Raw genomic sequence first — 21,353 nt, forward strand, 5'->3', positions numbered from 1 at the left:
ATTTACATTTTTCAGTGTTCATTTTGCAATTTGCAATCAACACCGAGGCCGGTCAGCCACAAACCCCCAAAGTCGTCCAGTTTCCCTCCACGCAAACATTTTCATCAGCCCAGGCGGTGCCGTAACTCGCTTTACTCGCTACGGCCTACTTTGGGACTTTCACCCACCAACGCTTCGCTAGCAAAGCCTTTTCGGCAATTCACCTTGATCGCAGCTTGGACTTGGATGTATAGGAAAAGGATTACAGGCACAGCCAAGCTTTGTTGGCGAGCAAAAACATTATCGAGACAGAATCATGCAATTGGGCGAAATCGCAGAACTGGTATCCGGAGAATTGCTGGTCGGCAAAACTGAAAACGACAAACCTGTAAGTTTTGCGACAACCGATTGCTGCGGAGCGAACGTTCCCGACGAGGCACTTGAAAACGAAATCACCATGATCGACGATGCCCGCAAAGCATCGTCCTTGGTTGATTGCCAAGCCATCGCCGTCATCACCGCCCAAGAAGTCGAACTGCCGCGCGACGACATGGCTCAAATTGTTGTCGAAAATGTCCACGAAGCTTTCGCGGCCATCGTTACCGTCTTCCGTCCACCGTGCCTGACCAAGGTTCCCTTCGTCGGCACCGATCCCACTGCGAATGTCGCGCGTTCTGCGATGGTGCATCCGTCGGCAGTGATTTCTGCGGACGTCACGGTTGGCGAGCGAACCTGCATCATGCCGGGCGTCGTCATCATGCCGGGATCAACCATCGGCGACGACTGCGTGTTGCACGCGGGCGTGACGATTTATGAACACACTCAAATTGCGGACCGAGTCGTCATTCACGCTTCGTCGGTGATTGGCGCACACGGGTTTGGTTACCGACAAGAAAACGGCCGGCATGTTCCAACATCGCAATTGGGATTTGTTGCGATCGAATCGGATGTCGAAATTGGTGCCAGCGTCACGATCGATCGTGGCACCTACGGATCAACTCGCGTGGGCGAAGGCACCAAGATCGATAACCAAGTCATGATCGCTCACAATTGCCAAATCGGAAAACACAATCTGATTTGCAGCCAAGTTGGGATCGCGGGCAGTTCACGGACTGGCGACCACGTGATCTTGGCGGGACAGGTGGGAATAAAGGACCACGTGACCCTGGGCGACGAAACCGTTGTCTGTGCCCAATCCGGAGTGATGGAAGACTTAGCAGGGAAGAATGTTTACCTCGGTTCGCCTGCGACGACGCAGCGAGATCAAATGCAGATCATGGCGGTCGAACGACGGCTGCCTGATATGCGACGCGAACTCAAAAAGCTGACTCGAAAAGTTGCCGCGTTGACTGAGCAAATCAATGAGGGAACGTCGCAACTGAGCAAGCACGAACCCTGTCAAAACGACGATCGCAGCGCTGCATGAGTATGGCAAAAGGTTATTGGCCGCGGGGTGCCGCAGCCGTCCTAAATCATCGTCGGCTCGCGACGGACTTGCCGCCCATTGGCCTGGTTGCCGGTTGGGGACAATTCCCGGTCGAGGTCGCGCAGACGTTGGTGCGATCCGGTCGCCGAGTCGCTTGTGTCGCGATTCGTGGTCACGCCAGCAATGAATTGGAATCGATCTGCGACCACGTTCTTTGGTTGGGCGTTGGGAAGTTGGGCGGGCACATCAAGTATTTTCGTCGCAGTGGTGCTGCCGAAGTGACGATGGCGGGCAAGCTATTCAAAGCAGAAATTCTGTACGGCGGTTCGGTGTGGCTTCGTCATTTTCCTGACCTGACATGCTTGCGTACGTTTGGCCCGCATCTGTTTGGTCGCCGCCGTGACGCTCGCGATGACAGTTTGTTGATGGCGGTCGTCAACGCCTATGACCGCGTTGGAATTCAAATCAAACCTGCCACCGACTTGGCACCGGAGTTACTTGTGAAGCGTACTCAATTGACCGGCGGAACGATCGGACCTGCCCTGCAATCGGATATTCAATCAGGTTGGCAAATCGCCAAGCAAATGGGCGGCATGGATATCGGGCAAACGATCACGATCAAAGACGGCACGGTGCTAGCCGTGGAAGCGATCGAGGGAACGGATGCTTGCATCGAGAGAACCGGTGAACTGTGTCGCAAAGGCGGCTGGACAATGGTGAAGGTCAGCAAGCCGGAACAGGACATGCGTTTCGATGTTCCCACCATTGGTCCGCAAACGATTCAACGAGTGCGCGACAGCGGCGGCAAAGCAATCGTGGTCGAAGCAGAAAAAACGATCATTGTCGATCGCGACGAAACACTGCGTGCTGCGAAAGCAGCGGGCATTACCCTGGTTGCCGTTGACGATGAATCGATCAGGCTGGCAATTGACGCTGATGAAGTTCGCAAGGCAGCGTGAATCGGTTAAGATTCGGGTTAGGAACGTGCGACTTTTTATAGTCGCCTTTCGCTCCGCGAAAGCAGCGGATTCGCTGCTCGTTACTTGACGATCGTAAGCCATGCGGAGTTCTGCGGGCCCACGGGTTTTAAGACCGATGCCGTGTGTCGCAGAACTCCACACGGCCTACGACTACGACACTAATCGGCCCTTCTTTTCCCCATCAGCATCTGCCTTGTCAATCGATCCGAGCATCCTTGTTACCACTCGACCGCCGGCGAAGTTAAATTTCTTTTTGGAACTGCTTCGTCGCCGCGAAGATGGCTACCACGACATCGACACCGTGATGGCGGCGATCGATTGGTGTGATCGCCTAAGCATTCGGCGAACCAAAAATCCTGGTGTCCAACTGCATTGTGATTGGTCGCCATCACGCGCATCGATGGCCGGACAATTGGGCTTACCGGCGTCCGAATCGCCGCTGTTGGACATTCCCACTGGCGAAACAAATTTGGTCCATCGGGCGCTTGATCAGTTTTCGGAAAAGTTTTCAATCGAGGGCGGATTTGAGTGCTGGTTGGAAAAGCAGATCCCAGCCGGCGCAGGAATGGGCGGAGCCAGTAGCGACGCTGCATCTGCGTTGCTCTGCGCGGCGGCCCTTTGTTCGATTGATCCGCAATCCGCTTTGATTTACGAGATCGCATCCGAAATCGGCAGCGATGTACCGTTTTTCCTCGGCGCCGCCAGCAGTGATGCGGCCGCTAGCAACGATGCGGCCGCTAGCACTGATTCCGACCCGCGTTTTGCGGCAAGAGCCCTGCGTTTTGCCGCCAGAGCACCGTGCTTTGCCGCAAGGGCACAGGGACGTGGGACCGAGATTACGCCTGTGCCGATTGCGTTTCGACCGCACATCGTTGCGGCTTTTCCTGGCATTAGCCTTTCGACCGCGAAGGTCTACGCCGGATGCCAAGTTCCTGATTCGCCGACCAGTGCCGATGGCTTTTTGGCAGCCTGGCAACAGGGCGACCAGCGGGAATTCGGCCTGCGTAAAATGAACCGGTTAGCCGAGCCAGCGAGAAAACTTAGCCATCAAATCGACGAAATCTTGGATTCCATGTGGCGGTCTGGCGCTAGAACGTGTCAATTGACGGGAAGCGGGTCGGCGTGCTTTGCGATTGTTGGCTCCGCCAGAGAAGCCCGGACCATGGCGAAACGATTGCAAGCGATCAAATGCTGCAACTTCGTTGGCCGCGATGGTGCCAAGGTGGATGCCGACTTGAAGAGAAGTTCTCGCATGTTGGCAAGGGCGACGACGGTTCGGAGCGTTCCCGCTCCGCTACAGTATCGACGATTTTGACAGTGTGAAATTACACTTCGACGTCTAATTCGGCGTTTGTTTCGACGTTTACGGAGGGTCGGTCCATGGAAATCACCGAGATTCGCATCAAGCTGATGGAAGGTTCCGAAGATCGGCTTCGGGCTTTTTGTTCGATCACGATTGACGACGCTTTCGTTATTCGTGATTTGAAAATCATCGACGGCACCCATGGCCCTTTTGTTGCCATGCCCAGTCGCAAATTGACCGGGCACTGTGGTCGGTGCAACCACAAAAATCATCTGCGTGCATTGTACTGCAACCATTGCGGAGCCAAACAGAAAGGCGACAGCGAAAACACTTACGACTCGCCGCAAAAGTTGTACGCCGACGTTGCTCATCCAATCAACAGCGCGTGTCGCGAAATGATCCAAGGTGTCGTCTTGGAAGGCTTCGAAGCCGAGCTGGCTCGCGCCGCTCAACCAGATTACCGCTCGCGATACGACGACGACTTTGGTGACAGTGACGTTATTGAAACAGCCGTTGCAAACGAAGTTGTTCGCAAGCCAGAACCAAAACCGGCGACCAGCGATGTACCGCCACCGAAAAAAGCGAAGAGCGAAGGTGGCCCGCCGCGTCCGCACTTTCTCGACGGCTCCCCTGGCTCGTCGCGTCAATCAGCCGGTATCGATCCCGATCAAGACGAAGGGAACTTTGGCGCGGGTGTTTTTTAGTCGCCCTGACTTCGCGTCACCAGCAATATGATGCAGCCATCCAATCCCTCCGAAGAGACACCGGAAACAGCGGCGACTTCAAAAACGCCGGCAAGGTCTGCTGCAACGTCTGCGGCAAATTCTGCTGCAAATTCCGCGGCCGTACTTTCCGGTGCATCGGTGGGCAGGCTTAGCTTGTACTACCGCGAACTCCATCGATTGCGAGATTCTGAATCGACCAACGTCAACAGCCAGGAACTCGGCCGATTAGTAGACGTGTCACCGGCGGTGGTGCGGCGAGACCTCAGTGCCCTGGGCACGATCGGTCGTCGCGGCGTCGGTTACGAAGTGGAAACTTTGATCGAATCGATTGGCCAAGTCTTGGGCAGCGGCAAAAAGTGGAAGGTCGTCTTGGTCGGTGTGGGATCACTGGGCGACGCATTGCTGCGATATCGCGGCTTCGAGCGACTCGGGTTTCGCCTCGTCGCAGCCTACGATAGCGACCCCCGCAAGATAGGGGCTGTTGTCGCCGACGTGCCGATCTACGATGCGGAAACGATGGAACAATCCTTACGGTCGGAGCGTCCCGAGCTGGCAATCTTGGCCGTCCCCTCAGAAAACGCAATCGAAATTGCCGCCACGCTGGTACGTTGCCAGATTCACGGGATTCTGAACTTCGCACCCACCACGTTAAAACTGCCGGGCAACGTCGCAGTCGTCAACGTCGATTTGGCAAGCGAATTGCAGCGATTGGTCTTCGCCGTCCAAACCCAGCACCAAAAAACCTAAAAATCTGACGTCGAAACCGATAACGGCCACGATTCGGCCCTCGCAACCGCTACGAAAAGCGGTCCAACCCATCAAAATTGCCCGAACCTAAAAGAACCTGCAAATGTCCTCTTTAGAGCAAACAAACTACATGCTAAACTTAGGTGAGACAGGAGAGAGCATCAAGCAATCCCCCAGTCACTACCCTATGGTGTAATTGGCAACACATCTGATTTTGGTTCAGACATTCTAGGTTCAAGTCCTAGTAGGGTAGCTTTCTTTAGTAGCTTGCTCACGCAAGTGACTGCATACGGTTGCGAACCAACCGTCTTTGGCAGGTTCTTGGCCACTTCTTTCCAGTTGATGCAATCCTGTGCAGCCGCGTGCTGCTTCGGATTTTGCTTCGAATCTGCTTCGGATGCTTCGCTTTCCGCTTCGCCCAACGCTCGCTGGAAGTTCTCATCCAAGGCCATGACGTAGTGCTTCATTGCCGTTGGCTCGCTGTTTCCCAGCCACTGGGCAACGTCTTTTGCCGGGAAAGTTTGAACAAGCTCAGTTTCCCGAGACGCCCGCATGTTGTGAAAAGCCCGTTCCCAAATTTCGTGACCAGCTTTTTTAATTAGCCGGTGAAATTGAGTCCCTAGGTTTCGGTCGACCCGACCGGCGAAACCAGGAACAACAAACTCATCAGTTTTGTGCTTCGAAGCTGCTTCGAAGAACGATCGAAGCTCTGGAAAGATGGGGCATTTGCGTATTCGCGGTTGCCCATCAGTGCCTTTCCCAACGATGGTCATTGAGTTTTGGTCAATCTGATCCCAGCGGAGAGTCAGAGTCTCTGAAGGCGTCCGAAGACCGCCATATCGAGACAAGGCAATGATGGTTTGCCAAGTCACATCAGCTTGCTTGAGTACATCTGAGATCACTTCGCGACTGACGAAGTGCTGCCGGTCGGTGTTGACCTCCGTCCCACCCTTGACGGGCTCGAACGGGTTGGCGGTCAGCTTTCGTGCAGCGATCGCTGATTTGAAAACCTTTCGACAATGTCGAATTCGGCGGCTGACCGTTGCCGGTGCAAGCCGTTTAGTTTTCTTGCTGCGACGATTCCCCTTGGTCAGTAACCAAGTGCGAAAGTTCGCAGCGTCTTGCTCCGTGATCTCATCAAGCTTGGTTTCGCCGAGACGCATCCGCAAACACTCAACTGTGTTGCGATATGACTCTCGCGTGCCTTCGCCGACATCGCCTCGGCTCTCCATGTAAATGTCGAGCCAAGCGTTGAGAGTTATCGCTTCCGCTTTCTCTGAAGGAAGCTCACACAAGCCGTGTTTGGCGAGATGCTCACGGATAGTCGGGTGCTGGGCCAACAGACCGACCACTTTCTCGCTCGGCTCTGTGCCAAGCTTACGGCAGCTCAAGAGTGACTCGCACAAGCTCTTAACCAAGTCCGCATCTTTCTTGCTGGTCTTGCCCAAACGAATTGTTTGACGCTTCCTGTCTTCGTCGACGAACTGAACCCATTTGTGACCGTCAGGCCGTTTGATTGTCGATGCCAAATCGTTTCTCGTTCCAGGTTTCAAGGTAGCTGACAGGAAATAATACCAGACGCCCGAGCTTGAGTGCTTTCAACTCGCCTGATTTCACGAAGGTATCTAGGTAACGCACCGAGATGCCAAGCATCTCTGCTGCCTGCTTGCGTGTTGCATTGATCAACGGCAAGCCATCGGAAGTGGTGTAGGTCACGCCGCACCTCCTAAGTAGTCATTGAGACTCTCGCGAGAGATACGAATTTGCCGAGAACTGAGGTGCGTAGCCTGTAGGGCACCGCGTTTAATGGCCCGCCTAATTGTTTGCGGGTGAACCGATAGAATCTCTGCGGCTTGTTTTGGTGAAAGCCAAGGTTGATCGCTCATATTTCTTCTCTCAATTTTTCGATGGAATTTTGAATCTCAATGTTCAGTTGATCTGACCGATCATTGAAATCGGTGAGGTCACCAAAAACGATGCACACTGCATCAGTGATGAGACGCGCGAGCTGCATAACCTGCGACCTTGGCACGAGGTGCCCGTAGCGTTTGTCCTGTTCGATTTTTGCGCCGGATAATTTGGCGAGAGTGTCAAGTAACTTTGCCGCCAAGCTCGGATTGGAGCCCGCTGCCTGCTCGGCTAGGAATCTTGTGAGTGCAAGGTCATCGTCGCCGAGCATCGTCGGCAGCTGGGCGAGCTGGTCGACGCGATCCTGAGCTTCAGATTCAGCTATGCGGTATCGCTGTATCGCATCAGTCGTTGTCAGTGTCGTCATGGATGATGACCTCCTGGCGATTCGAGGACACGCTGCTGCCCATTGGCCCTAATCCGAGACGCTCCGGTGCATCACGGCGTACCCGCAAGTATTCATCGTGACTCATGCCGCGTAGAGCCTCTCCGTCGAGCGGCTGATTCGGATCACGGATCAAGTTTTCATTTTCTGGCCGAGCCAAAAATTCGGCGACCGAGTCGGAGGCGGTCTCGCCTGGAACTCTCGCTGCGAGAATATCGGCGACCTGCTCGGGATTGAGTGCTCCGTGTTGGTACGCGGCTGCGATGGTCTCAGCTCTGTGAATCCGAGAAACCAGCGCACGATTCGCGGATTGTGACTCATCTAATTTCTGTTCAATGGTTTTCATTTGGTCAACTTCAAAAGTAAAAGGTACATGGCTGCGGCGAGTCGATCTCGCTGCGATAGTGATGTGTCGCGGATGTTAGCGACGGTGATGTCAGTTTTCATTTCGTGTCTTTCGTATGTGGAAACAGCCGTGCGTCTCAGTGGGACACACGGCTGTTGTTGGAAAATATGATTGAATGTCTCGGATCATGTCGCGAGTGCCAGATACTCAGCTTTCGGTCGAAGTCCTCGCAGGACGTATGGGCGCTTTGGCGATTCGCTGCCGGTGTGGTATGCCGCTAGGCCATCTACCTCAGTAGCCTCTGGAGACTGCATCCGCCCTCTGTGCGATAGCTTGGCCTCAGTCGCAGCCAGCGACTCAGCCAATGACTTGGCCGCTGGTGGTCTCTCATCCGAGTGATCCGCATAGATACGCTGGATCAGCTCACGTGATGTACAGGATTTTTCGTCGACTACGAAACACTCAGCCAAAAAGTCACGCATAGGTGAAGCCTCACTAGCCATGTCGTCGGCCACCTCTTGCCATCGCGGGGGCGATGGGAATTGCCAATTGCGATCACGGAGTTTTTGCAATCCCTCCAACGCCCAAAGGGCGATGCCCGGCAGTTCTGCTGTCAATTTGGCGTCCAGTTCTGTGTCAGGGTTGGCGGCAAAACTTTCGCGGAAGTGTGCGACACGTATACGTCGAGTCATGGCACCTGAGTCATCACCTAGCTTGATCCTCTCATTCGTGGAAATCACAATGGGTGTCTCGATCACCGTGGTTACGATGTCGCGATATTTTTTGTTGACCGCCACAGGGTCGCCGCCTGTGATTGCTTTCAGCTTCGCGACAATTCTCCTGTCATCTCGCGTCGATCGCTCATCCTCACCTGTCGCCTCAGCAATCAATCCGAGTCGTTTCCCGACGATGTCGGCAAGCCCAAACTCCTTGGTCAGTGAGGATAGGTCTAAGCTTGCGACTGCCTCCAGGCCACCGACTAGGCCGGTAGCACATCGGGTGAGGACACCTTTGCCGCCGCCAGTCGCCCCAACAAACATGATGACTCCCTGTACGTGCGTTATCGGATACGCGATGTAACCGAGCATCATCTGTAGACATTCGATTTCCTCAGATGTCCAGTTGAGCGAATCGAGAAACTTCAAAAACTCTTTCGGCTTGGGAGCGTCGGCGGAAAACTCACATGGAGTTCGGTACTTGGCAAAAAACTCTGGAGTGCTGGGTCGCAGGTAGTCTGCGTCACCGTCAATGAATTTTCTCGCATTGAGGATGCCACCATCGAATGCGAAACAATCGCGGTCAGCCCAATCCGATTTGCCGAGCCAAAACTTGTCGCCGTGACGTTGCGATCGACGCATCGACTGAGCATGAGCGATTGCATCGCGTGCATGTCCAGCAGACAGTGATTTCGGGCTTGCGTCGTCGCCCTTGGCGGCGCGGCGGAAGTAATCGCGGCGCTGTAGGTCCATGCCGATACCGAGTGTGACTGCCTGTAGCTCCTCTGCTGGATACTCGCGGTGCCGTCCATCCTCATAGATGTACGATCGCTGCTCGTGATACAGATAGTCGTGTCGCCTAATCAGCTCATTGGCTGTGACGACCGGACTGGTCACCGGATACCGGATGCCATCGACTAGGTGTGGCTCTCTCAAGTAATCAGCGTAGCTCTCGTCACAGAGAGTCTGTAGCGACTCCCAGCTCAGTCCGCACTCAGGATGAAAGCACTTGGCCACGACTTGATTCGTTTTTTTCCACACCAGTACTGCTGGATTGGTTTTCTCGCGATCACAGCAGGGGCAGTTGCCGAGTGACAGCGTGATTTTTTCGTGGTCGTCGCTACTAGTCGTCGAGTAGCCATAGGTCGACAGGTACGCCGCGACTGTCTCAGCGGTGGCCTCAGGGTCGCCAGTGCTGACAGTGCCACCGAGTAGCTCCGTGAGTGTGACGAGCATTTCGTGAGTCATTACCTCGTCTGACTGAGCAATGACCTCGCATCTCCGGTGCAGAGACGTGTCGGTACCTTTCCGGTTTTCGCTGCCGGGGACGCGGATGATGCGTGGTAGGTCATAGACGCCTGTATCGACGTGAGCGCCGGGGGCTTGGCAGTCTGTTGCGACGGCAGAGGTGAATGATCTGACTAGCCCTGTCGTTGCATCCGATGTGTCAAGATCACAGCCGTAGATCAGGTAGCGACCATTGCCGCTGTCGATCACAGTAGGCTCCGGTGCCCCTAGATCAGATAACCGTGATTGGACGGTCTCAGCGAGGATGACAGCACACGATTTTTGGTCGTCGGTCGCGGCGTGACCAGATGGCCGGTCAGCGTCGATATCGATCAGGATTGCCTTGCGTCGTGCGATGTCACCGGCTCGGGGAGAGTCTCCGGTGTAGTCGCGTAGGACACGATTGATCGTGGCATACATGCCATCACGGGGCTGTCTCGCGATCTCAGCCTGTAGGGCTGCGTCGGAGTCGATACGGCGTGGGATGGGCGTACCGCCACCGAGATGGCGGATGTACATGGGGTAGTCAGTCATATTGGCTGCTCATGGCTGCGAGGTGAAAAATGCCCATCACCTCGCAGCCAAGTGAGATGATGGGCGCTGAGGCCCCGTCAGGCGTCAGCATGTGGTCGTGTCCCGTCTGTCCCTTCATTTTTCAAGGACTTTTCTGGGCGTTTGGTGGGGTGCTATAACCCTCACAACCGTTACAGATAGAACCCTATTTCATTTCTCAAAACTCTTTGAAAAATGAAGGGACAGACGGGACAAACTCAAAAAACACTGCAATTTGCCGCGTAGATCTCATTTTCGGTGGAGGGACAATGGCAGGACATGTCCTGCCCAAAAACGGGACACGGTTTTTGGCGTATGCCGTGTCCCTGTTCCGAGACGGGACATGTCCCGTCTGTGTCCCGTTTCCGGGTGTGACCGCGAGCCAACCTATCGGCTGTCAGCAGGTCAAGATGTGCGAGAATCGCATGGTGGAGATGTGGCAAAATAGGCGGCAGCCCTGCGAGAGCTGCCGCCATGATCACCGGCCAGCACAAATGTGCCGCCGACTGACCAGTTCTGATTTGTACGCGCGTGTCGTAACGTGTCACAACCTACGTAGTAGACGTATCAGATCGCCAGAATTAAGTAGCAAGAGTGAGAATCAGCGATTTTTCTGCCGCCCGCGATCGCTGAGATACTCTCGCCGCTGATATGCCTAGCTCGGCAGCGATTTCCTTGCCGGATTGGTTGTCGCGTTTTCGCTCGACGACATCACGTTGATCGTCCGGCAGCTTCTCGATTGCATTGTCGACTCGCTGACTGCACTCGTAGGATTCGACTGTACGATCAGCCACGTCGTGCAGCACCTCGATGTCGACTTGCGCAGGACGTACTTTCATTTTCCGACCAAGATCTCGCAGCACGTTTCTCACCGACGTTTTCACGAGGGCTGTCGGGTTGTCATGCGAGAGCATGACACCGCTCACTGCGAGGTCGACTACCTTGTCCCATGCAGTTTCGCACGCGATCACATCATCGCCTCGCACCATGGCTTGGACCTTGGCCTCAGCCTCTTGAAACATCTTCGATGTAAGTGTGTTGTCAGCGCAGGCAACGGCGAATTGTCGCCAAAAACAGTCAGTCAATTTTGTCTTTCGTGCTAGAGATCGAATTTTGGGCATCCAACTCTAGCTCACGATTTAGACAATTCCAATTAAGTTGACGTAAACACCTGCGGAAACCCTGCAACGAGCCCCGGTCGCAACGATGAAGCCATGTCGCACGGCCTGACACGATTGTGAGGCCTTGATTTGAGGGCTGTTACAGGCGGTCCTGGGAGCCTGTACGGGCACCGCAGACGATCTCCGTCGGCCACTTGCAGCTGATCAGGTGGTGCGCATGTCATCCAGCATCCAATGCCCCGCCGACCCGGTCCTTCCGGACTGAGCCGATCCGGTAAACAAACCGTCGATGACCGTTCGCCGCCGGACTTTGGCCCATTCCGCCCCATCGGCAAGCGAATCGAAGCGGCGGACCGCACCGCGCTTTCCAACCCAGACTACCGGCTGAGCCCACATTCCGATCTTCGGCACATGCAGCCAATCTGGATGTCCCTGACTCCAGTCGATGATTTGTCGAATGCGGTGCCGGGCCAGGCTGATGATTTCTCTCGGGTGCATGGAGATGCTTGGAAGCCAATTCCCAACCGGCGGCGGTTCTGGAAGCGAACACAGCCAGTTGTTCAGACCATTTTCAAAACGCCCCCGGTTGGCCCAAATCTGTGATCCATCACCGGCATGGCAGGTGCCCACGAATCGGGGCAGGCCGGATGTCGGATCAATTAGTTCGATAGCTTTCATGGTTGGTCTCGGGTTGAATCGGGTAGAATTGAGCACCGGCCCTTGATACATAGCCAGATCGAGTAAATAGGAAATATGAAGCTCTCAGAGTGGACGCGAATCGCAAAGTCAATTAATGCAGACATCGCTGGCCTGACTCTGGCGTCGCGACTGCGAAACGACGTGCGAAACTCAATTCAGCAAAGTGCCGATGACCCCACGGAAGAGCACTTCATCGACGAGGACTCATTCGGGCACTCACTTTTTGAACCCTTTCGGTCTCAACACGGAGGGGCTGAGATCAAAGTCTGGAAGACGCACAGAGCAGGGCTTCAATGCTCTGACATCGCCGGTGCTGATCTGTACTACGAGATTGCTGATCGTGCCTACGTTTTGGTCCAGTACAAGAAACCAACAAAGTCGGGCCGGATCGCACGAGATGCAGAACAACTCACAACTCTTAAGAATGCGTGCCCGGTCACATGTCCGCCACCGCACCGTTTTAGGTGCGGTTCCTGGTTTACTATTTGCGAGCCTGACAACCGTTCGTACTTCACAGCCTGCGAAGCAGACGCAATCTTTGGCCAGTACAACAGTCGAAAAGCTGAGTACTTCATCAACGGGCTGACCAAGGAACAATTCTTACACGACTTCGGGGCCGCGATAATCGGCGCACGCACCGAAGCAATTGACATCGAAAGCTATCGAAAATCTGCGATCGCTGAGAACCGGGTTGTTGTCAATGCCGTTAGGCAGTGAGTTCCGCTCGCCTGATTACTTGACTGCGGATCTGTCCATCTATGCCAATGTCGATTTGTAGCGAAGATCTAACTGAAGGATCTCCACGACCTTGCTGGATGTCTCCAGCAAATTTTCGTAGTCAAACAGAACGACGTTGTACCCAACTTTATCCAGGTCAGCGTCGCATTGATTGAGTGAGCTTCGGAAAGCTAGCCCTTCAAAGCCTTGTGATCGAAATAGCTCTGTAAGCACCTGCGTCGCCAGATAGTCTCTGGGGTCATCACCTCTCGTGACGGGTGTGGCAAATGCACCTGCGATGTCGGACCAGGCAGCTCGCTCGTACTCAACTGACTCCACAGGTGATTGGCCTTTACCAAAAGACCTATGGAGAACTTCAGTCACCGGCACGAAAGCTGGGGAGGTCAAATCAAGGATTCTTCTAGGGCGTTCAAGTTGATAGACGGCAACCGAAACGTGCTGGCCAATCCAAGGCCGTGTTTCTTGAATCGCAAGCTTTTCCAATGTTGCCCCATAGAAGACCGGCTTTCCTTTTTTGTTCGCTCGTCCATCGCCAACACGATCGTTAGGCAGCATACGTTCGGTGTTGAAACAGTTGACCAGAACGCCATCTGGGCCAACGTAATCGCATCCGTGCTGAGCCCTATGCAAGGGAACGTCTATCTCCAATTGTCGCGAGAATTGCTCGGCTGACTTCCCAACAGCGTCAAGAAAGCTAGTGGTATGGAGGTCGAATATGTGCTCGTTATTAGAACGAAGTCCGCTTTCAAATCTACCAAAGCAACAAAAGCCGAAATCGTAACTCATCATCTACCCTTAGCCGAGAAAACTTGCACCACCAATCAAGATAAATCTGCGATCATTAACACGGGCGGCTCATCTAGCGGGGACATCGTACTGACTCTGAAGCAATGCTGTTGTTTTTTTAACTTTGTGCTGTCGCCCTGGATTCATCGAACAGCCCTTGGCCGATTTGTTCGTTGGACCAGCACGAGTAATCGACGAACGGCAAAGCAATTGTATTGGGCAAGTGTTTTTTGCTGAATTGAAATCGGTAACCGTGCTTAACGGCCTTCAATTTCAAGCGAATATCTGCAACTCGCATGATAAAGAGGTGGATTGTGCCGTCGTCCGCCATGCAGACTGCGAGAGCCAATACAGGATCTAGGTCAAACCGTTGAGCAAAGTGTTCGAGCTTATTTAAGTGCGAAAACTCGAAAACGACACCGCGTGATTCGACGCTTCCCTGACGAAACATTCTCGTTTTAACAGAGACCGCAATCTTGCTGTGTTCCCTCTGCGCGATCAAGTCGGCTCCAACGTGATCTACACAAGCAACCTCGAACCCTTTTCGGATCAGCGTGTAAGTCACAAGCCCTTCGCCGAAATCGCCTAGTTGTTTTGGAGCACGACTGTTCTTACTGTCAAGCTTGTGAAGTTCAGTCATGGAATTTCTGCCCATCGTTTTTCTTGATCGCGAGATCTATCAAGCATCTTCGTCACCAATCTGCAATGTCGCTATTCGTCACCGACTTCATCAGTTTGAACCCGCGTTGGGCGTTTAACTTATTGGCGACAGAATCATGCCGGTAGATGTGCCGGAACAGGCCTTCTAGCTCGACAATTTCCTCGTCGCGGATGTTGTCCCAAACCTCAAAAATCGAGCAGTGTGTCCAGAGATCAGCTTTCTTCGCACGGTGACGTTTGAGCCTGGCCCGAATTCCACCACGACCTCCGGTCGTCATGCCAACGTAAACCACCTCGTTGTCGTCGTAGAGCACATAGATGCCTCGCAATCCTATGCGAATTGTATTTATGTCCTCGATCGGGATGTACTCGGCGCACCGTTTAATTAGTCGTAGAGGGCTCTGTTCCATAGTGCTGCTTTGTTCCAATGAAATTTACGTCACCAAAGCCCCAGAGACGCAACGACACTCTGGGCTTTTGGCTTTGAAGGCAGTGCGGCTCTCATTTTGGAAGCCGCTTTCAAATGCAACAAAGTGCCCCGCTTCAAGCAACTTTAACCTCCCGCACCCATCGAGTAGATCGCGTATGCCTCTCCTGCCATTTCTTTTGCCTCTGATGCGACTTTCCGAATCTCACGAAGAGTCTGGATAAAATCATCTGTGCTTGACCACAAACCGTCATTCGTTTGAACGTGAGCGACTACTGCGATAGATTTTCCAAATTGCAAAGCAGCTTGAGGTACGTTAATCGCCCGCACATTCTTCTTTCTCGCAGCCCCGCTTGCGTCTGCACCAACTGTTAGTCGTTCCGGAGCAGGCATTTGCCAAATGTTGTTGCCATACTCATCTAGGATCATCACATACCCATCTCCGTGAGCCGTCCCCCCATAACCGCCCTTTTTAGTTTCGAGAAACAGCTCCAAATACCCGCCCTCGCTACGCAAGCTGAGCTTTGCCCTCACTTTTACCTCAGCATTTCCACTAGTGTCGATCACCGTGGGGGTTGTCATCGGAAAATCATCAGCATTTATCCCACGGGAGGAACCTCCTCCGATTGATTCTCGGTCGCCAGTGCCGCTTCGTTCGCCGAGCTTTTCTAACGTCCGTAAAGAGGCAGGGTGCTTTTGCGTTCCTGACGTCGTCAGCCACTGATTGAATATCTTATTGTCAAACGAGTGATACAGAAAATATCGTCTACCAGAGTATCCAACTATGTTTCTACCTATTTGGCTGAACGCAATCCAAAACTCAGAGTCCTTGTCTTTGTAAGAATGCACTCGATCTCCATTACTCAATCGAATCTGACGATCAAATGCCAATTCTGCTTTGTAACTTTTACCCTCAAGATAGTATATTGCCATCGCGAGTTCACCGTTTACCAGTGCAGCCATCTCTTCATTCATGTAGCTGCATTCTTGGAGGGTCGCAATGGCGGGTGAATCTACCCTTGTCACTCGTGTAGCCACTTGTGCCACAAGCGGGCAATGCGAAGCCGAGAACACGAACACTGCAACAAGACACGGTTTTGCCATTGAAATTGACTGCATGATTTTCCTCTCGTTAGAATGGGAACGTCGCGTCAGGCGACTTGCAAGTTTGCACGCCGTCCTTCCTTACATCTGTAGTCGGTGGCCAGTCGGGGGCGCAAAGACCTATCCTCATAACAAAGCCACCACCGACAATTTTAGCAAGTGAAAAGCATCGATGTGCAAAGACCGAACCAACTTTTGTTCGCAATACTCACCACGTCGAATAAATGGCGGCACGGCGTAAATACCGGGGTTTTCTCGCATCGCGTGCTGGCAGTGGTAAGTACGACATTGAGTGACTAATTGCGTAGAGATTGCCTACTCGCAAGCACCAGCCTTGTAGAGCCTTCGCAGCTCAGCCAGCTCCGGCCCAGATAGCGAAATCGGTTTGAATGAACACGGCGACTTGCCATCGGCCTTCTTCACCCGTGACTTTAACCCCGAGAGCTTGCCGTTGCCGTAAGCCCACATCGTCTCAAACTTGCCGACGTACTTGCTCACTATCTCGCCATCTAAAGAAATCAGGTTTTCCAACGTTCCCAGCTCAGCATTCTCGGACCAGTTAAGCGATCCGGTCAAAACCTCACGCTCATCCACGATCATAAATTTGCAGTGCAGCTGCAACGCCGTCCGATAGTCCCAGAATCGCGAATAGACTTTGTAACGAACGTCGGCACCGGCCTTCGCCAGTGCTTCGTCGTAAATTGCGTTCGGCGTTCTCGTCGTTCGATAGTGAAACTCTTGTTGGTCGGTAAGCGTTCGGCGTGGGGATGAATTTTCGGCGTGATAGGTTGGCGGGTTTTCTCGAACCCAGGAGGTCAACATGTTGCCGACTCTCGCCCAAGTTTGGGCCGAGCGACTCGATCGCTATCGAGCCAGCTCGCTCACTGTCAAAGCGTTTTGCCAAGCCGAGAACGTCTCGGTGCCCAGTTTCTACCAGTGGAAGAAGAGGCTTGCCCAAACACAGGCCGCCCCCGCGTTCGTCCCGGTCAATCTCACCAGTCCGGCCAGCGATGAGCTTGATCTGTTGCTGCCCGGCGGAGCGACCCTCAAGCTCAACGTCCAACTCGACGAAGCGGCGATCCGGAAAATCTTGGCCGCAACGATCGCGGCGACGTGCGAGGCTGACGCATCATGATCTCCGTCGCTTCGACTTCTCGCATTTTCGTCTTCACCGAGCCGACTGACATGCGAAAGAGTTTCAATGGCCTGTCCGGAATCGTCGCCGAGCACTTCGATGTCGAATTGCTTTCAGGTCACCTGTTCCTGTTCTTCAATCGGCGTCGTGACTGCGTCAAAGTGCTCGCTTGGGATCGTGATGGACTTGCGATCTGGTACAAGCGTCTGGAGAGCGGAACGTTTGAAATCAGTCCGCTGCAACGCGAAGGCACCTCGCTAGAGATTGATCACGTGAAGTTGTCGATGTTGCTTTCGGGCATCGACATCGCTTCGGCCAAGAGACGAAAGCGTTTCGCCGCGGCCTGAATCAAACCGCTGAAGATTCTTTTGAAAAATCAACACGCAAGCGGCTTCGGTGGCTTGCGTTTTTTTGTGGCTTCGCGAAAACGTAAGCATGTCAAGCGAAGTCGCATTACCGGACAGTATCGAAGCGTGCCACGCGTTGCTTCGGCAAAAAGACGAAGTCATCGAGTCACTATCGTCTGACTGTCAATCGCTTCGCCAAGACATTGAACAGCTCAAGCGATACATCTACGGCCAGCGAAGCGAGCGTCATACCGGCGACGATTCGCAGTTGACTCTGTTCGACCAAGAGCAAGACGCTGAACCGGAGAACGCCAGCACTGACGATGATCTCGAAGAAGAGATCACTTACCGTCGCCGCAAGCGGAAGAAGTCGGATCGTTTCCCCGATCACCTTCCTCGTGAAGTTCAAACGATCGACGTTCTCGAGGCCGAGCGAGTCTGCCCGTGCTGTGGCGACGAAATGCCGATCATCGACACGGACATTCGCGAGCGACTGGAGTTCGTTCCGGCCAAGATGATCGTGCATGAACTGCACTATCCCAAGCGAGCTTGCGGTCAGTGCAAAGAGACCGTCACGGTCGCTCCACCGCCAGAGAGTGACGCAGACGGTGCTTCGTTGCTTTCTGGTTCACGCTACGGCTTTGGCGTGACGGTTCAAACGATCCTGGGAAAATTCTGCGATCACTTGCCGCTGTACCGAATGGAAGACGTTTTCGCACGCGCCGGCGTCACGATCCCTCGCAGCACGCAGGTCGATCTACTGGCCGCCGCGGCTGATCTGATCGAGCCGTTGTGCGGGCGAATGAAAGATCGCTTGATCGCCAGTCACATCATCGGCATGGATGACACGCCGGTGCGGATGCAAGACGCTTCGCTTCCCGGCAAGATGCGAACGGCACGGATGTGGCTTGCGCGAGGCCGACCGGATGCTCCTTATAACGTTTTCGATTTTCAAACTTCTCGCAAACATGGCACGCCTGATCGCGACGGTCCGGCAAAGTTCTTGGCGGACTTTGAAGGCTACGTGTGCGTGGATGCTTATGGTGTCAACGATGGCGTTTACCTGGGCGCTGTGCATGAAGATGGTGGGGATCGTATCGTGGCGAGTTGTTGCCATGCGCATGTGCGGCGTAAGTTTGAAGCGGCCAAGTCGAACGACCCGAAACGGTCGGCCTATGCGTTGTCGTTCTATCGCGAGCTATTCGACATCGAAGACAAGTGCGCCGACCTGAGTGACGAGGATCGCTTGGCGGTTAGACGCGAGGAAGCGATGCCACTTCTGGAGCGATTCAAGTTGTGGCTTGATGAGCAGGCGGGCGATTACCGGGTGCTGCCCAAAAGCTCGATCGGCAAAGCGATCCGCTACGCGTTGAACCAGTGGCAACCGCTGACGGTGTTCATCGAGGATGGCGGACTGCCGATTCACAACAACGACACCGAACGTGATCTTCGTCGTCTGACAATCGGTCGCAAGAACTGGTTGTTCTTAGGCAGCGAGGCGGGCGGTGAAGTGGCGGCGCGACTGTACACGCTGACCGCCAGCGCCCACCGACACAACTTGGACATGTGGGCTTATCTGGATGACGTACTGCGGCGTCTTGCCGGCGGCGAGTCGGACCTGGACGCCTTACTTCCCGACACCTGGGCGAAGGCTCATCCAGAGAAAGTCCGCAGCTACCGCCAAGCGGAATCCCTGGCCCGCGCCGCCCAAACCAAAGCCCGCCGAGCTCGCCGTCGGAAACTAGCCCGTAAATAGTTCTGCCGAACGCTTACCAACAGACGCGGTTGTGGGCGCGAATGCCAAGCTGATCGCTGGTGCTCCCCAGATGGCCGAGACGCTCGACTATCTGCTTGATGCAATGATCGCATTGGTGAACATGCCAGCAGATCCTCTGGTGCTCGAATTGGCAGACGACGCCGCAATGCGGATTCGTGCCGCCCTCACGTCTATCGGTGACTCAGGTGGCCAACACGATCGACAAGAGGAAGATCACTCAGATGAGCATTTGATGATTGCCAACAAGAAAGCTATTTCTCACTTGAACAAGCAGATCAAGACCCTCAATGAGGAATTGCAGGCTCACAAGAAACAAGTCGAATGTGAGATCGCAGACATGGGGCACCAGCTTTCAGAGCTGATGGATTCCCGCGACGACCACTAGTTTTCGGTTGGGCGCTGGGGTTCAGACAGTTAAGCCGCAAAGTGTGTTTCTCTTTCACGCACTGCGGTCAGCCCGATCGAAGGAGTCCGGTGTGGGATCAGTCCCGCATCGGGCTCTTTCTTAACGCCAACGGCATAAGGATCTTGCGAGGTTCGACACACCGCGACGCGAGCGTTTAGGCCGGTTGGCTTAGATTTAGAAGGCAACAGCATTTGCGGTGAGATAGACAAGGTTTCAGCAATGTTTGTGACACTGCAGTCCACCGCCCGTTTTCCGACAGAATGCCAACGTTTTACTGATGCAAATGCACTTGCGAGAGGCCGGGGTGGAGTCCCAAACGAGTGCCAGAGAACATTAACCTTCCCCCCATACATTTTTCCGCGAGAAACGACCTCTCAAAGTGGGTTGTTTGACTCGCATTCCCATGAACCGGGTAGGCGGTTTGCTCCCGCCGTGCGTCCCACGACTCCCACGTTTCACCTTCGTGCGGAGCCGCTGGGACGGCCCTTTTTTCAAGAAAAGGTGAGACGATGAATGAGTCTGATTGTGATCTAGAATTGGCGGCGTTTTTAACTGAATTTTGCGATGCTGCGAAGCACCATTCAGCAAAAGCAATAAATTCCAACATCAAGGGCGATTCAATTCTAGGCGGACTGACGGATACTTATCACCGAGTTTTGACTACAGCAGCGATCATAAAAGCCGCGACCGAAAAACGAGTTTGTGGAGAACATGAACGGGGATGGTCTGCTGACAAACAAACAATTCTCAATGTCGTCAACGAGCTTTTAAAATCGAAATCAGCGGAGCCATTCGAGTCAGAACTGTTCGATCCGATCCGGCTTGCGTTCGTTCCAGAATTTCAGAGGATTGCGGATTCATTACGCACGAAATACCAAGGAATGAGGAGGGGCAGTCGTGGCAAGCAAAATGCCACCGAGACAGCAATCGAGTATGTCATCGGATGGCCGGAAGTGATGGATGCAATTGGGCGACCAGACACGGCAGAGGAACGGAAGCGTATCAAACGAATGAGCGACGAAACCGGTGGCCCGATTAAGACGAAACAGGGAGTTTCACCTAGATTGAATCGCCAGCGACTATTGGAATGGTGGGCTAGCTTGGAGGCGAAGTGGGACGCACTATTTGCCGACGAAGAAAGCACCGCCGCCACCGTTGCGGATACTTACAAGTATGGAAAGACGGGCGAAGTGGTGCCCGAGATTGCTGGTTCCGTGAAGCGACGAAGAAAAACATAACCAAAGGTCTCAAAACATAGCCAAACTTCCGGCGGTGGCGTTGTTGCCCATGAGTTTACGGGGATTCACTTTCCGAAACTCATGGAGAATCGATGACGAAGTTACTTTTAACTGCTGACGTTGACCGCCGGTTGGCGTGGCCGCTGGGACGTGCTGAACGCCTTGCACGGCGCGGGAAGCTCCCGCACTTGGTTCTACCGGATGGCTCCATCCGCTTCCGCTGGCGTGACATCGCCAAGCTGGTTCAAACCGTGGCAACCGCACCCAAGTCCATCGATGACCAAAAGGCGGTGGACCATGCCTGATTTGATTCTGCGGGACATCGACCCCGACGAACTGCGGGCCGCGATTGTGGCTGACGTGGTGAATGAACTCCGTCCAATGATGGAGCGACGTTCGCAAACCGCGCAACGGATTGCGGGGCGTGCCCCTATGGAGACTGCTGCACTACTCAATGGTTCAATTTTTGCACCGCACAAGGTTGTTTCCGGTTCATCTGTCAATTTGTCTGCCGTGTGTTCGCCATGCGTAGCCCTCTGTGGGATAGCTTCTTTGAAGCGA

27 protein-coding genes, 1 tRNA gene and 1 pseudogene are annotated in these 21,353 nt (G+C 54.0%); 14 read left to right on the forward strand and 15 right to left on the reverse strand.

Going from position 1 to position 21,353, the window contains the following annotated elements; translation table 11 throughout:
• Positions 1–295 precede the first annotated feature (295 nt).
• The 6 genes from lpxD to RC85_RS19050 all read left to right on the forward strand — a co-directional run bounded on the left by lpxD (position 296) and on the right by RC85_RS19050 (position 5,413).
• The gene (lpxD, locus tag RC85_RS19025; RefSeq protein WP_068265715.1) at positions 296–1,405 is read left to right on the forward strand and encodes a UDP-3-O-(3-hydroxymyristoyl)glucosamine N-acyltransferase; all 1,110 of its coding nucleotides are present in this window, start codon (positions 296–298) and stop codon (positions 1,403–1,405) included.
• Positions 1,402–2,364 carry an LpxI family protein gene (locus tag RC85_RS19030; protein ID WP_235033210.1) on the forward strand — a complete coding sequence of 321 codons (963 nt, stop codon included), beginning with the start codon at positions 1,402–1,404 and terminating at the stop codon, positions 2,362–2,364. The genes lpxD and RC85_RS19030 overlap by 4 nt, the downstream gene beginning before the upstream one ends.
• 214 nt (positions 2,365–2,578) lie before the next feature.
• On the forward strand, positions 2,579–3,700 hold the full coding sequence (locus tag RC85_RS19035) for a 4-(cytidine 5'-diphospho)-2-C-methyl-D-erythritol kinase (protein ID WP_068265717.1): 1,122 nt from the start codon (positions 2,579–2,581) through the stop codon (positions 3,698–3,700).
• 65 nt (positions 3,701–3,765) lie between these two features.
• Positions 3,766–4,392, forward strand: coding sequence for a SpoVG family protein (locus tag RC85_RS19040; protein WP_068265719.1), 627 nt, complete (start codon positions 3,766–3,768; stop codon positions 4,390–4,392).
• A 27-nt stretch (positions 4,393–4,419) separates the two neighbouring features.
• Positions 4,420–5,160 carry a redox-sensing transcriptional repressor Rex gene (locus RC85_RS19045; RefSeq protein ID WP_235033209.1) on the forward strand — a complete coding sequence of 247 codons (741 nt, stop codon included), beginning with the start codon at positions 4,420–4,422 and terminating at the stop codon, positions 5,158–5,160.
• 181 nt (positions 5,161–5,341) lie between these two features.
• Positions 5,342–5,413: transfer RNA gene (locus RC85_RS19050), tRNA-Gln, on the forward strand.
• Between the two features lie 718 nt (positions 5,414–6,131).
• On the opposite strand, the pseudogene RC85_RS29060 reads toward RC85_RS19050, so the two are convergent.
• The 9 genes and pseudogenes from RC85_RS29060 to RC85_RS19085 all read right to left on the reverse strand — a co-directional run.
• Positions 6,132–6,512, reverse strand: a pseudogene (locus tag RC85_RS29060) (phage integrase SAM-like domain-containing protein); the annotation flags it as partial.
• A gap of 151 nt (positions 6,513–6,663) precedes the next feature.
• Positions 6,664–6,876, reverse strand: coding sequence for a helix-turn-helix domain-containing protein (locus RC85_RS19060; protein WP_068265723.1), 213 nt, complete (start codon positions 6,874–6,876; stop codon positions 6,664–6,666).
• Positions 6,873–7,046, reverse strand: coding sequence for a helix-turn-helix domain-containing protein (locus RC85_RS29065; protein WP_084422842.1), 174 nt, complete (start codon positions 7,044–7,046; stop codon positions 6,873–6,875). Before RC85_RS29065 ends, RC85_RS19060 begins: the two co-directional genes overlap by 4 nt.
• Complete coding sequence (locus RC85_RS19065; protein ID WP_068265725.1) at positions 7,043–7,435, reverse strand: hypothetical protein; 393 nt, start codon at positions 7,433–7,435, stop codon at positions 7,043–7,045. Before RC85_RS19065 ends, RC85_RS29065 begins: the two co-directional genes overlap by 4 nt.
• On the reverse strand, positions 7,413–7,799 hold the full coding sequence (locus RC85_RS19070; protein WP_068265727.1) for a hypothetical protein: 387 nt from the start codon (positions 7,797–7,799) through the stop codon (positions 7,413–7,415). The genes RC85_RS19065 and RC85_RS19070 overlap by 23 nt, the downstream gene beginning before the upstream one ends.
• A gap of 185 nt (positions 7,800–7,984) precedes the next feature.
• Positions 7,985–10,336, reverse strand: a complete 2,352-nt coding sequence (locus RC85_RS19075) for a DNA primase family protein (protein ID WP_149752661.1) — start codon at positions 10,334–10,336, stop codon at positions 7,985–7,987.
• Positions 10,329–10,454 carry a hypothetical protein gene (locus RC85_RS28890; RefSeq protein WP_261340481.1) on the reverse strand — a complete coding sequence of 42 codons (126 nt, stop codon included), beginning with the start codon at positions 10,452–10,454 and terminating at the stop codon, positions 10,329–10,331. Before RC85_RS28890 ends, RC85_RS19075 begins: the two co-directional genes overlap by 8 nt.
• A gap of 481 nt (positions 10,455–10,935) precedes the next feature.
• Positions 10,936–11,439, reverse strand: coding sequence for an RNA polymerase sigma factor (locus RC85_RS19080; RefSeq protein ID WP_160148079.1), 504 nt, complete (start codon positions 11,437–11,439; stop codon positions 10,936–10,938).
• Between the two features lie 240 nt (positions 11,440–11,679).
• Positions 11,680–12,153 (reverse strand): hypothetical protein, encoded by a 474-nt coding sequence (locus RC85_RS19085; RefSeq protein WP_068265733.1) that lies wholly within the window; start codon positions 12,151–12,153, stop codon positions 11,680–11,682.
• Between the two features lie 75 nt (positions 12,154–12,228).
• Here RC85_RS19085 and RC85_RS19090 point away from each other — a divergent pair, with 75 nt between their 5' ends.
• Positions 12,229–12,891 carry a hypothetical protein gene (locus RC85_RS19090; RefSeq protein WP_068265735.1) on the forward strand — a complete coding sequence of 221 codons (663 nt, stop codon included), beginning with the start codon at positions 12,229–12,231 and terminating at the stop codon, positions 12,889–12,891.
• Between the two features lie 39 nt (positions 12,892–12,930).
• Here RC85_RS19090 and RC85_RS19095 read toward each other — a convergent pair whose 3' ends face one another.
• The 5 genes from RC85_RS19095 to RC85_RS19115 all read right to left on the reverse strand — a co-directional run bounded on the left by RC85_RS19095 (position 12,931) and on the right by RC85_RS19115 (position 16,708).
• A complete protein-coding gene (locus RC85_RS19095; RefSeq protein ID WP_084422843.1) occupies positions 12,931–13,701 on the reverse strand; it encodes an RES family NAD+ phosphorylase in 771 nt (256 codons plus the stop codon).
• 115 nt (positions 13,702–13,816) lie between these two features.
• A complete protein-coding gene (locus RC85_RS19100) occupies positions 13,817–14,338 on the reverse strand; it encodes a PDDEXK family nuclease (protein ID WP_068265739.1) in 522 nt (173 codons plus the stop codon).
• 52 nt (positions 14,339–14,390) lie between these two features.
• Positions 14,391–14,768, reverse strand: coding sequence for a GIY-YIG nuclease family protein (locus RC85_RS19105; RefSeq protein WP_068265741.1), 378 nt, complete (start codon positions 14,766–14,768; stop codon positions 14,391–14,393).
• A 143-nt stretch (positions 14,769–14,911) separates the two neighbouring features.
• On the reverse strand, positions 14,912–15,904 hold the full coding sequence (locus RC85_RS19110; protein ID WP_149752659.1) for a hypothetical protein: 993 nt from the start codon (positions 15,902–15,904) through the stop codon (positions 14,912–14,914).
• A gap of 300 nt (positions 15,905–16,204) precedes the next feature.
• Positions 16,205–16,708 carry a phospholipase D family protein gene (locus RC85_RS19115; protein ID WP_162273228.1) on the reverse strand — a complete coding sequence of 168 codons (504 nt, stop codon included), beginning with the start codon at positions 16,706–16,708 and terminating at the stop codon, positions 16,205–16,207.
• A gap of 1 nt (position 16,709) precedes the next feature.
• On the opposite strand from RC85_RS19115, the gene tnpA reads away from it, so the two are divergent.
• The 4 genes from tnpA (at position 16,710) to RC85_RS19135 (ending at position 19,533) form a co-directional block, all read left to right on the forward strand.
• Positions 16,710–17,024, forward strand: coding sequence for an IS66 family insertion sequence element accessory protein TnpA (gene tnpA / locus RC85_RS19120; RefSeq protein ID WP_068265747.1), 315 nt, complete (start codon positions 16,710–16,712; stop codon positions 17,022–17,024).
• On the forward strand, positions 17,021–17,371 hold the full coding sequence (tnpB, locus tag RC85_RS19125) for an IS66 family insertion sequence element accessory protein TnpB (protein ID WP_068265749.1): 351 nt from the start codon (positions 17,021–17,023) through the stop codon (positions 17,369–17,371). Before tnpA ends, tnpB begins: the two co-directional genes overlap by 4 nt.
• An 88-nt stretch (positions 17,372–17,459) precedes the next feature.
• Positions 17,460–19,127, forward strand: coding sequence for an IS66 family transposase (tnpC, locus tag RC85_RS19130; protein WP_149752658.1), 1,668 nt, complete (start codon positions 17,460–17,462; stop codon positions 19,125–19,127).
• A 31-nt stretch (positions 19,128–19,158) separates the two neighbouring features.
• A complete protein-coding gene (locus tag RC85_RS19135; protein WP_068265753.1) occupies positions 19,159–19,533 on the forward strand; it encodes a hypothetical protein in 375 nt (124 codons plus the stop codon).
• A 29-nt stretch (positions 19,534–19,562) separates the two neighbouring features.
• On the opposite strand, the gene RC85_RS26980 is transcribed toward RC85_RS19135, so the two are convergent.
• On the reverse strand, positions 19,563–19,763 hold the full coding sequence (locus tag RC85_RS26980; RefSeq protein WP_149752889.1) for a hypothetical protein: 201 nt from the start codon (positions 19,761–19,763) through the stop codon (positions 19,563–19,565).
• 300 nt (positions 19,764–20,063) lie between these two features.
• Between RC85_RS26980 and RC85_RS19140 the strand changes: the two genes are divergently transcribed.
• The 3 genes from RC85_RS19140 to RC85_RS28550 form a co-directional block, all read left to right on the forward strand.
• A complete protein-coding gene (locus RC85_RS19140) occupies positions 20,064–20,792 on the forward strand; it encodes a hypothetical protein (protein WP_068265755.1) in 729 nt (242 codons plus the stop codon).
• Positions 20,793–20,884: 92 nt separating this feature from the next.
• The gene (locus RC85_RS27570; RefSeq protein WP_068265757.1) at positions 20,885–21,097 is read left to right on the forward strand and encodes a hypothetical protein; all 213 of its coding nucleotides are present in this window, start codon (positions 20,885–20,887) and stop codon (positions 21,095–21,097) included.
• On the forward strand, positions 21,090–21,353 hold a 264-nt coding region (locus RC85_RS28550), incomplete at its 3' end, for a hypothetical protein (RefSeq protein ID WP_238383168.1). The genes RC85_RS27570 and RC85_RS28550, both read left to right, overlap by 8 nt.

The organism is Rubripirellula obstinata, from assembly GCF_001642955.1.
Lineage (GTDB): Bacteria > Planctomycetota > Planctomycetia > Pirellulales > Pirellulaceae > Rubripirellula > Rubripirellula obstinata.